Source organism: uncultured Tenacibaculum sp., assembly GCF_947499065.1.
GTDB lineage: Bacteria > Bacteroidota > Bacteroidia > Flavobacteriales > Flavobacteriaceae > Polaribacter.
This window is the reverse complement of the sequence record NZ_CANMMT010000004.1, coordinates 96,526-112,110: the sequence shown is the minus strand read 5'-3', so window position 1 is coordinate 112,110 and position 15,585 is coordinate 96,526. Positions and strand designations below refer to the sequence as shown.

The window sequence follows — 15,585 nt, the reverse complement described above, 5'->3', positions numbered from 1 at the left end:
TTTTACTTTTCTGATTCTTCGTTTTCTGCTTCTAATTCTTTAATAGCCCTTTCTACTTCTTCTCTACTTGGCTTTTTTCCTGTCCATAACCACTTAGTATATACTTTTGAGTAATTAGATATAGACAATAATATTGGTAGCGTTAAAAGTGTTAAAAATGTCGCTATCACAATTCCATAAGCAATAGATATTGCCATTGGAATTAGGAACTGAGCTTGCCTACTTGTTTCAAAAATTAAAGGTGCTAATCCAGCTACTGTAGTTATTGTTGTTAAAAATATTGCTCTGAATCTTGATTTACCTGCTGCAAATAAAGCCTCTTCATATTCCATCCCTTCTTTTAGATAACTATTGAACTTGCTAATAAGGACTAATCCATCATTAACCATAATTCCTATTAAAGCAATAATTCCTAGAAGTGATAAAATATTTACAGCAAACCCATGAATCCAGTGACCCCAAGCAACTCCTATCAAACTAAATGGTACCATAATTAATAGCATAAATGGTTGCCCATATGATCTAAACGTAAATACAATAACAATATAGATTAACAATAAAATTACTGGCCCAACTATTTTTGCTGAACTAGATACTTTTGAAGCCTCTCTATTTTGTCCTTCATATAAGGCTGTTACTGATGGATATTTTGCCGAAATTTCTGGCATTATTCTCTCTTGAATATCTGTAAGGATATCTGTAGCACTTCCTTGGGTGGTTTTTAAATCTGCTTCTACCTTTATCTCTCTTTGTCCATCTAAGTGACTAATTGATATTTCACCTCTTTCAATTTGATAACTTGCTATTTCTGAAAGCGGAATTCTACTTCCTGTAGGAGTTACGATTCGCATGTCATCTAAATTTTTAATTGACGATCGCTCTTCTTTATTATACCTAACCCATACTTTTATTTCATCTTGCCCTCTTTGAAAACGCTGTGCTTGTCTACCAAAAAAACCACTTCTTATTTGCGACATTACCTCGTTCAAATTCAATCCTAATAAATAGGCATTCTCTTTTAATTGAATTTTAATTTCTTTAATCCCTTGCGGATCGTTATCAGTAACATCTTTTAAATCTTGATTCTTTTTTAACTCTTCTTTTAACTCTGTCTTAGCCGCTTTTAGCTCAGTTATATTATTACTTAATAAAGAAACTGATACTGGACTTCCTCCAAAATTACCTCCCGAACCAAAGGTTAGCGTTTCTACTCCATATACTTCTCCTACTCTTTCTCTAATTGCATTGGTAATTTCTCTTGAACTAAAAGAACGTGTTTCTCCAGGTAATAAATTAATTCGTAAAGATGCTTTAGCAGATCCTGGTCCTATTTGTTTTAAAATATTTTCTACTACTGGTTCACCTTCTACTCCATACTTTTTAGTAAATTCTTTCTCTACTTCCCAAGTTTTTGCTTCTATTACTGATATGATACTATCTGTAATTTTCTCATTGGTTCCTTGCGGCATTGTTAAGTTAACCGAAACTCTATCACTTGCTATAGATGGAAAAAAAGTTCCTTTAATAATTCCTCCTTCAAAAGCTCCTTTTGTTAATACTAATAATGATATTGGAATTATTATACCAAAAAACTTATTTTCTAATACAAATTTTAATGCAGGAGCATATAATTTATCCCGCATAAAATCCATTAACTCTTCTGCGTATTTATTAAACTTGTATAACTTTTGATTTCTATCTAGTGCTTTTGAATGTGCTACGTGAGCTGGTAAAATAATTAACGCTTCTACTAATGAAAGAATTAACGTTAATGCTACCACAGTTGCTACTTCTCCAAAAAACTCCCCTATATTCCCATCTAAAAAGAAAAATAATGAGAATGCTAAAACGGTAGTACTTATGGCTGATATAATTGGTGGCACTACTTCCATTGTACCATCTATAGCTGCTCTAATTGGATTTTTCCCTTTCTCATAATGATGGTAAATATTTTCTGATATTACAATTCCATCATCTACCAGAATACCAATTACAATGATCATTCCAAATAGCGATAACACATTTATTGTAATATTAAAATATCCAGCTAACATAAACATTCCGAAGAATGCAACTGGTAATCCAGCTGCCACCCAAAAGGCTAATCGTGGACGTAGAAATAATGATAAAAATAGCATTACCAATAACATTCCTTGCCATGCATTTTTAAATAACAATTCTGTACGCTGGTTTAATGTTATTGAAGAGTCTCTCGTTACCTCTATTTTTACATTATCGTGTTCTACATTAAACTTTTCAATGTATTCGTTTATTTTTTCTGCTGATGTAAGTAAATCTTCACTATTTGTATTACTCACCTGCATTCTTACCGCTAAATTTCCATTGTAAAAATTTCTATTAGGTGTTTCATTCCAAATATCTCTTACTGTTGCAACATCTTTTAATCTAATTATTCTCCCTGAAGCGTCTGCTTTTACTACTAAATTATCTAATTCATCTCCGTAGTATGACCTGTTATTAGCACGTATTAAATACTCTTCTGCATCTGTTTTAACCGATCCTCCTGTTGTTAAAATATTTGCTGTAGAAACTGCATTAGCTACTTGATTAAATGTTAGTTCGTATGCTAATAAATCATTTTCTCTTACGGCTATTTCTATTTCTTCTTCTGGATATCCTGAAATTGAAATTTGTGAAATTCCATCTATTCTTCTGATGTCATTTTCTATTTCTCTCGCTATATTTTTTAATGATTTTAGCGAAATATCATCTCCGGTAACTACAAAACTTATGGTTTCTGCTATATTCTCTATTTTAGCAACTACTGCTGGTTCCATTCCTGTTGGAAAGTTTGGAACTTTATCTACTGCATTTTTAACATCTGCTAAAACAACATTTATATCATAACCTTTTAAAGTTTCTACCGAAATAGTTGCGGCATTTTCTGAGGATGTCGATGTTACTCTATCTACTCCTACTAACCCTTTTAAGTTATCTTCTATTTTTAAAACAACTCCTTCTTCAATTTCTTGAGGTGATGCCCCAGGGTATGCAACATTAATATTAATAAATTTTGCATTTGTTAATGGAAAGAAAGATGATTTTAGTGATGAATATCCAAAAAATCCTAATATCACAAAAGTTATAATAATAATGTTTACTGCTACGGGATACTTTATAAAATATGCTATTACTTTTTTCATATCTTATTTTTTTGCTGTGCTTTTATTTTCTGAAAATATTTTAACTGGCATTCCTGCATAAGCTCCTGCAACTGGTTTATTCACTAATTCTTCTCCATTAGCTAACCCTTTTATTACTACTGTATTTTCATTGAAGTGCACTGGGTTAATTTCAACTAAGTCTAAAACATTATTCCTTACCACATACACTGCTTTATTTTCAACTAACAATTTTCTATTTACCTCTATGGCTTCTTTTTCTGATTTAACAGGTACATTTGCCTCTAAGTACATTCCTTCTCTTAAATCCTTTCCTTTTACTTCTATAAATACTTGAACTGTTTGTGAAGCTTGATCTATTTTTCCATTAATTCTAGAAACTTTTCCTTTCCAAACCTTGGTCTTTTCTAGGTTATGCAACGCTACTAGCTTACCTACTTCTAAAACATCTACCAATCCTCCATTTACCGATAATGCTAATTCAAATACAGAATTATCAATGAACTCTCCCATTTTTTGTCCTGATCTTACCAAAGTTCCGTTAGTTACCAAAGCCTCAGTTAAAACCCCATTAAAAGGAGCTCTAATGTTGTACTTTCCTAATTTTGTTTCTAGATTTTTGATAGTATAAAATGTGGTATAGATATTTCTTCCTGTTATAAAATACTTCTCTTTATCTGACTTTGGTACTGGAAGTGGTTGTACCGTTTTATTAATATCAAAGTTTTTCAAGTAAGCATTCCAGCTTTCAAATGAATCTGGGTAATCCAAACGCATATCTGGCATTATTGAAGCTATTAAATTTTGTAACGAACTTCTTTGTGATTGAATAGACGCATAAAACTCTTGATTATTAATTTTTAAAAGTGTTTGTCCTTTTTTATAAGATACTCCTACTCTAAAATCTTTCCCAGTATTTTGTAAAACCCCTTGTACTTCAGAGTAAATATCTACTTTATTTTTAGCTACTAAATTTCCATTTGCTGAAATATTAATCGCTACATCTCCATTTTTCACCTCTTTTACAAAAACAGTTTTTTCTACTTTTGTTACTTTTTGTTCTGGTACTTTTTTACTGTTTTTTAAATAGTTTGATATTAAAAATGCTAATCCTAACACCACTATTCCTGCCACTACAATAATTACTTTTCTCATGTTCTATATTTTAGTTGCTACCACAACCTTTAGTTGATTTTTGTATTAAATTTCCTTGTACTTTCTTAATTACATTAATTGTATCTTTTATTTCTTTTTCTGAAATATTTTCTTGTAATGATGTTACAAAACTGTCCATTATTGGCATGGTTTCTTTAAGCAATTCTTCTCCTTTTTTTGTCAAATGAATATGATTTATTCTTCTATCTGATTTCGAAGGAATTCTTGCTACTAAACTTTTCTTTTCCATAGTATTTATCAGCCTAGTCAAAGAGGTCTTATCTCTACCTGTTAAAAAAGCTAGCTCCTGTTGTGGCACTCCATTCTTTTCTTCTAACTTTTTTAAAAGAACCCATTGTATTTTAGTCAAGTTTATATTTTTCTCATAAAATAAATCCTGAATATGATTATCTATCATTTTCATTGTCCTTCCTAACCAGGGCGCTAATGTTTTCTCTAAATCCATATTCCCGTTCCTTTATTAGACGCAAAGTTAGATTAAAAGATTAATTTAGTTGCATATGCAACTAGTTAACTTTCTGTTAAAATTGTTAACTTAAAAAAAACTACTCTTTATTCCATTCCTCCATCCAATTACTCATTGCTTCTTTCAATTCTTTTTTAACTTTTGAATTATATTTTTTTAATTGAATTTCTGACAAAACTTTCTCTAAATTTAAATACTCTTCCTTCCCTACTGCTTTCATTTTTTTTCGAATACTGAACATTGATGAATTCTCTACAACTTCCTTCCTTGCTTTAAAAGCATCTAAATTGATTCTAAAAATTTCTTTTGCTTGTTCTTCCGAGAGACCTAATTTTTCCTTCATTAAATCTGTTTTCTTTTTAGCCATTTCTTCTGCTGGAATTGCTTTAAACTTTTCCAATTTTGACTGACTAAAACCTATAGTTGAAATCATCAATACAATCACAACCGTTATTTTCTTTAATACATTCATCTTGTTTGTTATTTAATTATCAAGCAAAAGTATTTTAGAGGTATAAATAAAGTAGAATCTGTTATACCAACTCTTAAAATGTATAGACAAACTGGTTTTAGACTCCTAATCTTTTTAAAATAGCAGCTTTGTATGTTTCACCTATTGGTAAACGTTCATTATTTACAATAAGTTTGTTTTTTTGATGTGAAGACACGTAATCTATATTTACAATGTATGAACGGTGAATACGAAAAAATTTTACTGAAGATAGTTTTTCTAAAATAGCTTTAAAACTCATTAAGGTAAGTATGGATGAGCTTGAATCGATTGTTTTTATCTTTATATAATCTTTTAAACCCTCGATATAAATAATATTTTTAGTTTCTATTTTTACATTTTCATATTCAGATTTTACAAAAATGAAATCATTCTGAACTTCATTCGTAGTATCTTTCCTTTGCTTTAACTCATAAAGCTCTCTTGCTTTTGTTATAGCTTTTATAAATCTTGGAAACGGTATTGGTTTTACTAAATAATCGGTTGCATTCAATTCAAAACCATCTAAAGCATACTGAGGATAGGCTGTAGTAAAAATAAACTGAGGCAAATTAGATATAGATTTCACTAATTCTAAACCTGTTAAATTTGGCATTTCAATATCTAAAAAAACCAAGTCTAAATCGTGTTGTTGCAGTAAAGATAAAGCCTCTAAAGAATTATTGGTTTTGGCTACAATTTCAATATTTCCAACACGTTGAACATAGGTTTCAATAATATCTACTGCTAAAGGTTCGTCATCAACTATAATACATCTCATCTATTTTACTTCTTTTTAAGTTTTACACAAACTTTAAATTTTTCTTTATTAACTTATACGTAATTGCAAACTTACTTTGTACAAATTATCCTTATCTGAAATTTCTAATTTATGCTTATTTGGATACAACAATTTTAAACGTTCTTTTGTATTCTTTAAACCTATACCTGAATTTATATCATCTATTTGTTTTCTATTCTTTACGTTTACACACTCAAATTTAAAATGAGTATCATCTACATCTATAGTTACAATTATTTTTGAGTTTTTTATTGGATCAATACCATATTTAAAAGCATTTTCAATAAATGAAATTAACAATAATGGTGGTATTTTTTGATTGGTAATTTCTCCTGATACTTTTAAAGAGATTCCCTCTTTATCTATCAATCGTAACTTTTGTAGGTTAACATAATTCTCTATGTAGCTAATTTCCTTTTCTAACAATACAAAATCATCATTTGCCTGATATAACATATATCGCATTAACTCTGATAACATAATAACTGCTTCAGGAGCTTCGTCTGCTTTTTTTACTGTTAAAGAATAAATACTATTTAATGAATTAAATAAAAAATGTGGATTTATTTGAGATTTTAAAACCTCTAATTCAGTTATCCTTTTCTGACTCTCTACATCTTTTTTATCTGTTTCATTTTTAGTCCAAGCCAAATATGTTTTAATTACTGCTCCAAGAATTACTAGAATAATATTAAACATTACACTTATTGAAAAACTCTTATAAGCTTTTAAGTTTATTTTCTGTGGTAAGGATTCAAAATAACTTGAAAAATTAAAAGACCTGTATATGAGAGCACCAAGATAAACTACCAACAATACTGCTATTACATATAAAAAAACTTTCTTTTTAAATAATAACTTTGGAACTAGCACTAAATAATTAATATAGAAAAATACAATTCCTAAAGAAATTCTTACCAAAAACGGCAATGGAATTTTACCTTTATCTAAATAAAGTTGAGTTCCTACAAACAAAATAAATGTTAGCCATATAGAACTATGTATTAATAAGCGTTTGTTTGCCTTATCCATTTCTTTTAAAAATTATCTAGATAAATTTAACCTATTTATTTTTACTTCGTCTCTTTTTTATCAACTCCGATAAATCATAAGCAACTCCTATTGAAAAGAAAGGTCTGTTATCTATATCAAAATCGTACAATTCATCTTTATCTACATCTAATAAAGAATACGTATTACTAAACGAATAACCAGCATTAGCATTAGCTCTCCATCCTTTTGCAAACTTATAACTATAACTAATATTTGCTAAGAAATTTCTAAACTGAATTTTTTGAGCTTCTTCTCCATTAAAAATCGGACTGTTACTTCCCGATAAATTCGCATAAAAACCTTGTTGTCTTGCTTCTATCCTAAAACTATTTTTCTTATTTAAATTATAATTGAAAAAAGTACTCGGAAAACCAATTCCATATGAAAATCGTTCATTTAATTTTTGTCTAAAACTTATAAAAGGAATCACACCTGGTTTTCCTGATAAAGTAGCATAGGCAATTCCAAAAATCATAACACTTCCTTTCTTAAAATCCCCCCATCGCTTTGTTGCTAATAAAGCTCCATTCAATAATAAATCTTCTGAACTTAAACTTCCTTTAAGATTTGAAGAAATAGCTGGATTTACTCTCGCAGTTAAAAGCCATTTTTTTTTCAATGGATAAGTATAAGACAATGCATATGATAGGTTATAAAAAGTTTCTATTTCTTTTGTATCAAATGGATAACTCTTATTATAATTCAATGTTGAATAATCAATTCCAATAGAATTGGTTACAAATCCCTTTCCTACTTTTACTGGAATATTAGCACGAATTTCTGTACTATTAAAATCAAAATCTTTACTACTTGGCGAATATTTATGCTCAATACTAAATAAATCTGGTTGTTGCTGACTATAACAAGATCCTATTACACATAGAAAAAACACAACGTTTATTACTTTTCTCATTGATGGCTACTTAAAAATTAAGCCCCAAACCTATAATTACTATACAGCATAATGAAAAAAATTATACTGGCTTAATTTTTCAATAGATGAACCATCATTTTTTATCTACAAAAAACCCGAAGAACTTAATCTTCGGGTTTATTTTATCATTTTTTAATTAATTGTGTAGACATCATTGACTGTTTCACTCAATCTGAAATATCCAAACACCTCTTCATTACTATCATTTATATTAATACAATTTCCTTTTACACGCGCTGGTGTAGTTTGAAATGGCCCACCTTGTCCAAGTTGTTCTATTAATAAATCTATGTAGTTATAATATCGTCTTGAAATTCCTTGAAAACTTAAAGTAACCGTTCCTCCTTTAACTAAATCCTCATCTTCATACTCGATAAAATTCTGATTACCATCTGTAAATTCATCTTTTAAAGTTTCTAAATCGGGAATTGCTAAATTTGATGCTTGAAATACTCCAAGATAATAGTTAGCGACATCTTTAGGATCGTCAAAGTATATTTTTAATTTAATTTCATCATTTCCTCCTATCGATGGAACTGCTTCTTGTTCTATATTCTTAATACCTACAACTGAAATTAATGTTTCTGTAGCTCTATAAGTTTTTCCATCGTAAAGTACTTCTAATTCGTATTCGTCATTCAATACTGGATTAAATGTTCCTATGGTATAATTTCCATTATTTTGATTCGCAAATGTAAAAACCTCTCCAGTATTAGTATTCGTTACTTGAACTTGAGCATTTAAAACTGACTTATTGGGTTCGTTTGAAAAATATTCAGTTGATGTACTCAATTTAATAGTCTGATTTACTCCCGATGTTCCTTTTTCCCATAAAATAGAAGCTTCAATTACCAAACGCTTTCCTCCATTTGGAACACTAACATTTACTACTTCTGTACAGGCATAAAACAAATTAATAATAAGAATGATTACAACTGATTTTATAATTAACTTTTTCATTTTCTTAAAATTTTAAATTATAACTCACTGAAGGAATAATACCAAAAATGGTAGTCTGCGTAGCTTCATTAGCTCCTGTTGTAGCATTTTGTCCAAAACTTATGGAAGCCGCATTATTACGATTGTAAATATTATAAATACTAAATACCCACTCTCCTTTCCATTTTCTATTCTTATTCTTTCTTGGAGTTAATGTAGCAGAAACATCTAATCGATGGTAAGCAGGCAATCTACTTGCATTTCTTTCACTATATGTAGGGATGGATAATCCTTGATAATTAAATTGACCATTAGGATATGTTACTGGTCTACCCGTTTGAAAAATAAAATTAGATCCAAAACTCCATTTTTCATTCAGTTTATAGTTTCCTGTAAACGAAACATCATGAGTTCTATCGTAAGCTGTGTTATACCAGTTACCATTATTAATTCCTAATCCACCAGAAGCATTCCCAGGTGCTCTTTGCTGTGCTTTTGACAAAGTATATGATAGCCATCCTGTAAAATTTCCTTGGTTTTTTCTCAATAACACTTCCAATCCATAAGAACGCATTTCACCAATTAAAATCTCACGTTCTATATTGTTTTGCGCTATTAAATCTGCTCCATCAATATAATCTACTCGGTTATCTACTGTTTTATAATACACCTCTGTTTCTATAGAGTACATATTATTTTTAAAATTTCTGAAATACCCCAAAGCATATTGATCTGCTAACTGTGGTTTTAAAAATTTACCACTTGGCGCCCATACATCTAAAGGTGTTGCCGAAGTTGTATTGGATATTAAATGTAAATATTGTGCTGTACGGTTATAACTTGCCTTTAACGAAGATTTATTATTTAATTGATACGATAAGGCAAAACGTGGTTCAAAATTACCAAATGAGGCTATTGTTTTTCCACTTGAATAATTAGTTTCTCCAATAGCTTCTGCTCGCTCATAAATACCTAATTCAGAATTATACACTACTGGTAAATCATTTTGATACTCATTTAATGTTTGGGCTCCTAAACGATAAAAAGTACTATAGCGTAATCCATACATAGTGGTTAACTTATCTGTAATTTTATGCTCTAAACTTGCATAAATCCCACCTTCAAAAGCACTCTTATCATCTAATTTTCTAGAATTTATACCAGAAGCTTCGTTTAATGGATTTAACTCTCCAGGATTAAATTGATAATAAATTCCGCTAAGTCCAAAATTGAACTTCATTTTATCGCTCGCATAATAGCCAACATCATATTTCAAATTATAGTTATTAATATTCGACTTCCAATCTAAGCCTTGCATATCAAGCTTCAAAGCATAATTATATCTACTGTAGATTACTGATAAGTTTGAAAATAACTTGTCATTAAAAATATGATTCCATCGTAAGTTTCCTGAAATATTTCCATATGAATTAGAAAACCTCTTAGCCAAACTAAAATCATCTTGCCCTAAATATCCTGACAAAAACATTCTATTCTTGCTATCAATCTTATAGTTTGTTTTAAAATTAAGATCGTAAAAACTAGCACTGTTACTATTATTCGCCAGTTTTAAAAATAAATGTGCGTATGATGCTCTACCTGATAACAAAAACGAACCTTTATCTTTAAATGTAGGACCTTCTGCTGTTAATCTACTCGATATTGCTCCAATACCTCCTGTAAGTGCAAATCGCTTGCTATTCCCTTCTTTTTGACGGATATCTAACACCGAAGAAACACGTCCTCCAAACTGCGCTGGAATCCCCCCTTTATATAGTTTTATATCCTTAATAGCATCGCTATTAAACACCGAAAAGAATCCAAATAAATGCGATGAATTGTAAATAATAGCTTCATCTAACAACACTAAATTTTGATCTTCTGCACCACCACGCACATTAAATCCTGAAGCTCCTTCTCCTGAATTTGTAACTCCTGGTAAAAGCTGTATTGATTTAATAATATCTACTTCTCCCATTACAGCAGGAATCTGCTTAATTGTTTTGGTTGATAATTTTGTAACACTCATTTGAGGTGTTCGTATATTCGTTTTCTTTAAGCCTTCCGAATTAATCACAACCTCGTCCAACTGTGAAGTATCTTCTTGTAGTTCAAAATTGAGTTTTAAATTACTATTTAGTGATACTTCTTTTTCAACCGTATTAAATCCTAAATAAGAAATTAGCAAAGTATAATTTCCTTTGGGAACCGTTAACGAATAAAAACCATATTCGTTTGTTGACACTCCTAAATTGGTTCCTTTTAAAAGAACAGTAGCTCCTGTTAATGTTTCTCCGTTTGCTTCAGATTTTAACGTTCCACTGATTGTTATTTTTTCTTGAGCAAAGCTTAAAAAAGATGTAAAAAATATTACACAAAAAATGAATTTCTTCATAAGAGTTTAAATGTTTTTATTGGTTTAAAATCATCAAACATAACGAGAAGAAATTGTTTGTATTTGCCCGTACAACTGGCTTTGGAGCGAAATACTGGTTTTAGGAGTGAAAAGATTTAGATTAACTTTTCTTTAAGAATACTAGAATTACCAAACCTCTTTCTAGTACAATGAAATTTTTGTTTTTATATCCTTTAAATAAGTTTTTGAAACTGGAATTTTAATCATTTCTGGACTACCCAATATCAAATTTGGTTTTTGATTTAGATATTTTAAGCTTTCTATGTTCATCAAATTTACCGCATAAGATCGATGACACTTTATTAGAGATGGAAAGTCTTTTAATTCATTTAAAATTTTTGAAAAACGTGTTCTTACACTTTGTTCTATCAATCTTCCATTTTTCAAATACTTTATTAAAATATATTGGTTTTGAGATTCTATTGCATAAATAGTATTAATAGCTACTGTTAATTTACAAACATCATTTTCATCTAACACCTTTATTAAATCCTCATTTCCAGAAGCTATTTTATAATGCTCCTTAATAACTGTCAAATCTTTTTCTAAAGTAACCTTATCACTTAATAACTGTTTTAAATACGTATATACTAGTATCCCCATTACTGGGTACAATAACACTATACATAAACTAAAGTATGTTAAAAATGAATAAAAAAACATTTCTCTCATAATATTATCAATAGTGATAACATCTTCCTCAAAAACAAAGTAATCAATAATTGTAGTAACACTTACAATCAATAATACATCAATAAAAAACCATTTTAAGAAATATTTGATAGTATAATTTTTAACCAAAAACTGTTTTCGTAAAACAAATTGACTAAATGCTAAAACTAAAAATATAACACATGAAAAGAATAACAACAATAACAAAAGTTCTACAATATTATAACGACTATTTTTCAATACTTCATAAATCCCAAAAGGCTGATAAACCAACACAAAAAGCATTAAAAATATAGAGCTACTTGATACATAAAACCACTTTTCTTTATTAGTATTAAAAAACTCGAAAGGTATATTTAGAAACTGTCCTATTTTCATTTCTGTATTTTAAAAGTTTGATCATACTTAAAACAGTTTCTATTCAAAAATAGTATATGAGATTTACTTTTTTGCACGAAATTTTAAACATCTTTTTCAACTAATTACAATCAAAAAGAAGCGATTTTTATAATAAAAATCGCCTCTTTAATATTTTGTATTCTTTTGTTTATTTACTTAAATACATCTTACGTCTTGAATATAAATCATAGAAAGTATCATCTCTTAATGAATCTATAAATAAAATACTTTCTCCTGTAGATTTCATTTCTGGTCCTAACTTCTTATTTACATTCGGGAATTTGTTAAACGAAAATACTGGTTGTTTAATTGCAAATCCTTCTAATTGTGGATTGAATTTAAAATCAGTTACTTTCTTCTCTCCCAACATCACCTTAGTCGCGTAGTTTACATAAGGCTCTTTATAAGCTTTCGCTATAAATGGTACCGTACGGGAAGCTCTTGGATTTGCCTCAATGATATATACCTTATCGTCTTTAATTGCAAACTGAATATTTATTAATCCTTTTGTTTCTAAAGCTAAAGCGATTGTTTTTGTATACTCTCTAATTTGCTCTAATACTAACTCTCCTAAGTTAAATGCTGGCAAGGTTGCGTTAGAATCTCCTGAGTGTACTCCACAAGGCTCAATATGCTCCATAATTCCAATGATGTACACATTTTCACCATCACAAATAGCATCTGCCTCTGCTTCTATTGCTCCTTCTAAATAATGATCTAATAATAATTTGTTATTAGGAATTTTACGTAATAAATCTACCACGTGCTCTAATAACTCCTCTTTATTGATTACAATTTTCATTCCTTGCCCTCCTAATACATATGATGGACGTACTAAAATTGGGAAGTCTAATTCGTCAGCTAAAGCTAAAGCTTCATCAGCAGTTTCAGCTACACCAAATTCTGGATAAGGAATTTTATTATCTTTTAATAACTCTGAGAAACTTCCTCTATCTTCTGCTAAATCTAAAGCTTCAAAACTAGTTCCTAATATTTTGATTCCATACTTCGTAAGCTTCTCAGCTAATTTTAATGCAGTTTGACCTCCTAACTGTACGATAACTCCTTCTGGCTTTTCGTGCTTAATGATATCGTAAATGTGCTCCCAGAAAACTGGTTCGAAATATAATTTATCTGCCGTATCAAAGTCTGTAGAAACTGTTTCTGGATTACAGTTAATCATAATTGTTTCGTACCCACATTCAGCAGCAGCTAAAACTCCGTGTACACAACAATAATCAAACTCAATTCCTTGTCCAATTCTGTTAGGTCCTGATCCTAAAACAATTACTTTTTTCTTATCTGAAACTACACTTTCGTTTGCTGGTAACTTCTCACCATCAGCAGTTTCAACTTCATTCTCAAAAGTTGAGTAATAATATGGAGTTTGTGCTTTAAACTCAGCAGCACAAGTATCTACTAACTTATAAACACGTTTAATTTTTAATTCCTCACGTAATTTATAAACCTGACTCTCTAAACATCCTAACATATGTGCAATCTGACGATCTCCATATCCTTTTTGTTTAGCTTCTAATAATAATTCTCTATCTAAAGTGTCAACTGTATACGTAGAAATTTCTTTTTCTAAGTGATATAACTCCTCATATTGTTTTAAATACCACATATCTATTTTAGTGATATCATAAATTTTACTTAGAGGAATTCCCATTGCTATTGCATCATAAATAGCAAAAACTCTATCCCAACTTGCATTGGTTAATTTATCTATAATTTGGTTATAATCTTTATACCCTTTACCGTCAGCCCCTAAACCATTACGTTTAATTTCTAACGACTGTGTTGCTTTGTGTAATGCTTCTTGGAAAGAACGTCCAATTCCCATAACCTCTCCAACAGCTTTCATTTGTAAACCTAAAGTTCTGTCAGAACCTTCAAATTTATCAAAGTTCCAACGTGGAATTTTTACAATTACATAGTCTAATGTTGGCTCAAATAATGCCGATGTAGATTTTGTAATTTGATTATCTAACTCATCTAAGCTATAACCAATTGCTAACTTCGTAGCTATTTTTGCAATAGGATAACCAGTTGCCTTACTTGCTAAAGCAGAAGAACGAGATACACGTGGATTAATTTCTATGGCAATAATTTCTTCTTTTTCATCTGGAGAAACAGCGAACTGTACATTACATCCACCTTCAAAATCACCAATAGAACGCATCATTTTAATAGCCATATCACGCATTTTCTGGAATGTCTTATCAGAAAGCGTCATTGCTGGTGCTACCGTAATTGAATCTCCTGTATGAATTCCCATTGGATCCATATTTTCAATAGAACAAATAATAACTACGTTATCATTCTTATCACGTAATAACTCTAATTCATATTCTTTCCACCCCATCATTGCTTTATCAATCATTACCTCATGAATTGGAGATGCTTCCAACCCTCTACGTAATAATTTATCAAAGTCATTTGGATCATATACAATAGAAGCTCCTGCTCCACCTAATGTATAAGAAGAACGAATTACTAATGGGAAACCAAATTCTTGTGCTATTTCTTTACCTTTTAAAAATGATGTCGCTGTAGCTTGTGGCGCCATTGGCACATCAATTTTTAGCATTAACTCTCTAAATTTCTCTCTATCTTCAGTAATATTAATAGCATCAATGTCTACACCTATTAATTTTACACCAAAATCTTCCCAAATTCCTTTATCATCAGCTTCGATACATAAATTTAATGCTGTTTGACCTCCCATTGTTGGTAAAACTGCATCAATTTGTGGATGCTCTTTTAAAATTTGAATTATTGATTTTGTTGTTAAAGGCAACAAGTATACATGATCAGCCATTGAAGGATCTGTCATAATTGTTGCAGGGTTAGAGTTGATTAAAATTGTTTCAATTCCATCCTCTCTTAAAGATCTTAAGGATTGAGAACCTGAGTAGTCAAATTCACAGGCTTGTCCAATAACAATCGGTCCAGAACCGATGATTAAAATAGATTTAAGGTCTTGTCTTTTAGGCATTTTGTTGTTTATTGTGTTGTATTGGTAAAAATAAAAATTGTTTAGGTATAAAAAAAGGTGTTACTAAAAAATAGTAACACCTTATCTAATTAAC

General features: G+C 30.0%; 11 protein-coding genes. All 11 read right to left on the bottom strand.

The features are described 5' to 3' along the window. Nucleotides 1-2: 2 nt before the first annotated feature. Nucleotides 3-3,164, bottom strand: a complete 3,162-nt coding sequence (locus Q0958_RS10205) for an efflux RND transporter permease subunit (protein ID WP_299122644.1) — start codon at nt 3,162-3,164, stop codon at nt 3-5. A gap of 3 nt (nt 3,165-3,167) precedes the next feature. Next, nucleotides 3,168-4,298 carry an HlyD family efflux transporter periplasmic adaptor subunit gene (locus Q0958_RS10200; RefSeq protein ID WP_299122642.1) on the bottom strand — a complete coding sequence of 377 codons (1,131 nt, stop codon included), beginning with the start codon at nt 4,296-4,298 and terminating at the stop codon, nt 3,168-3,170. 10 nt (nt 4,299-4,308) lie between these two features. Next, the gene (locus Q0958_RS10195) at nt 4,309-4,764 is read right to left on the bottom strand and encodes a MarR family transcriptional regulator (RefSeq protein WP_299122640.1); all 456 of its coding nucleotides are present in this window, start codon (nt 4,762-4,764) and stop codon (nt 4,309-4,311) included. Nucleotides 4,765-4,864: 100 nt separating this feature from the next. Next, nucleotides 4,865-5,257, bottom strand: coding sequence for a hypothetical protein (locus Q0958_RS10190; protein ID WP_299122638.1), 393 nt, complete (start codon nt 5,255-5,257; stop codon nt 4,865-4,867). A gap of 97 nt (nt 5,258-5,354) precedes the next feature. After that, nucleotides 5,355-6,056, bottom strand: a complete 702-nt coding sequence (locus Q0958_RS10185) for a LytTR family DNA-binding domain-containing protein (RefSeq protein WP_299122636.1) — start codon at nt 6,054-6,056, stop codon at nt 5,355-5,357. A 48-nt stretch (nt 6,057-6,104) separates the two neighbouring features. Beyond that, nucleotides 6,105-7,109 (bottom strand): sensor histidine kinase, encoded by a 1,005-nt coding sequence (locus tag Q0958_RS10180; protein WP_299122632.1) that lies wholly within the window; start codon nt 7,107-7,109, stop codon nt 6,105-6,107. 31 nt (nt 7,110-7,140) lie between these two features. Then, nucleotides 7,141-8,043 (bottom strand): DUF6268 family outer membrane beta-barrel protein, encoded by a 903-nt coding sequence (locus Q0958_RS10175; RefSeq protein WP_299122630.1) that lies wholly within the window; start codon nt 8,041-8,043, stop codon nt 7,141-7,143. 153 nt (nt 8,044-8,196) lie between these two features. After that, nucleotides 8,197-9,024, bottom strand: a complete 828-nt coding sequence (locus Q0958_RS10170) for a DUF4249 family protein (RefSeq protein ID WP_299122628.1) — start codon at nt 9,022-9,024, stop codon at nt 8,197-8,199. Between the two features lie 4 nt (nt 9,025-9,028). After that, entirely contained in the window at nt 9,029-11,398 is a 2,370-nt protein-coding gene (locus Q0958_RS10165; protein WP_299122627.1) for a TonB-dependent receptor, read from the bottom strand. Between the two features lie 162 nt (nt 11,399-11,560). Then, entirely contained in the window at nt 11,561-12,469 is a 909-nt protein-coding gene (locus Q0958_RS10160) for a LytTR family DNA-binding domain-containing protein (RefSeq protein ID WP_299122625.1), read from the bottom strand. A 169-nt stretch (nt 12,470-12,638) separates the two neighbouring features. After that, on the bottom strand, nt 12,639-15,491 hold the full coding sequence (gene carB / locus Q0958_RS10155) for a carbamoyl-phosphate synthase large subunit (RefSeq protein ID WP_299122623.1): 2,853 nt from the start codon (nt 15,489-15,491) through the stop codon (nt 12,639-12,641). Nucleotides 15,492-15,585 lie beyond the last annotated feature (94 nt).